The sequence below is a fragment of the Streptomyces sp. H27-H1 genome, assembly GCF_026627445.1.
Taxonomy (GTDB): Bacteria; Actinomycetota; Actinomycetes; order Streptomycetales; family Streptomycetaceae; genus Streptomyces.
This window is the reverse complement of record NZ_JAPNLJ010000160.1, coordinates 1-994: the sequence shown is the minus strand read 5'-3', so window position 1 is coordinate 994 and position 994 is coordinate 1. Positions and strand designations below refer to the sequence as shown.

Here is a 994-nt window from a genome sequence, read left to right as displayed (position 1 = left end):
GTTCGGAAAGGGAAGTCGGTTGTCGCAGAAGCGTAGAAAGTTCTCTCCTGAGTATCGGGAAGAGGCAGTGAAGATGGTGCTCGAGACGTCACGTCCGGTGGCCCAGGTTGCCCGGGAACTCGGACTTGTCGAAGGCACACTCCGGAATTGGGTTAATGCAATACCGGCGGGACCATGCGGGGGAAGAGCCGCCTCTCACCTTGGACGAGCGTGCCAGGCTCCGAGCAGGAACGTGAGCTGAGGAAGCTGCGACAAAAAGTCGTCTTCCTGGAAAAGTTGCAGCGTACTTCGCAAAGGATCCTCGGTGACGACAAGTTCGAATTCATCGACGCGGGAGTACGCCGCAGCCATTTCGAAAACCGAAGACGCCCCGCCTGTTGCGAAGATGCATGCATGGCTCGAAGTGTCCCGCTCTGGATTCTACGAATGGCGCGGCAGGACGCTTTCGATATCCGCCCGGCGGCGGGATAACCTGAAACTGCTGATAGTTAAATCCTTCGAGGATTCTGACGGCACTTACGGCTACCGGCGAGTCCATGCTGACTTGGCCGCCTGGAGTGTGGCCTGCGGGCCCGAGCTCGTACGAGAGGCATGCCAGCCCAGGCCGTGGCGCCACAGCCTCACCGAGAACGACGGACAAGCCGGCCCGGTCCCCCGACCTGGTCAACCGTGACTTCACCGCCGCAGCCCCCGGCCAGAAAATGGTCGGCGACATCACTTACGTTCCGGCCTGGGAGGGCTGGATATTCCTTGCGACCGTCATCGACTGCCACACCAAGGCCGTTGCCGGATGGGCGATGGATGACAATTACAAGACCCCGCTCATCGAAACCGCCATCGAGATGGCGGCACGCAACCACACGCTTGCGCTTGACGCCGTATTTCATTCCGACCGCGGCAGCAATTACACATCCGATCAGTTCGCCAAGACGCTGCACAGGCTCGGAATCCGGCAATCCGTCGGACGGACAGGAATCTGCTACGACAATACCAT

The 994-nt window shown here is 59.9% G+C and carries 3 protein-coding genes; all 3 read left to right on the top strand.

Annotation, left to right across the window (positions count from 1 at the left end; all coding sequences use genetic code 11):
• Nucleotides 1-19: 19 nt before the first annotated feature.
• On the top strand, nucleotides 20-241 hold the full coding sequence (locus OTB20_RS43135; RefSeq protein WP_420716630.1) for a transposase: 222 nt from the start codon (nucleotides 20-22) through the stop codon (nucleotides 239-241).
• 144 nt (nucleotides 242-385) lie between these two features.
• The gene (locus OTB20_RS43130; RefSeq protein WP_420716629.1) at nucleotides 386-673 is read left to right on the top strand and encodes an IS3 family transposase; all 288 of its coding nucleotides are present in this window, start codon (nucleotides 386-388) and stop codon (nucleotides 671-673) included.
• Nucleotides 674-701: 28 nt separating this feature from the next.
• On the top strand, nucleotides 702-994 hold a 293-nt coding region (locus OTB20_RS42280; protein WP_267825197.1), incomplete at its 3' end, for a DDE-type integrase/transposase/recombinase.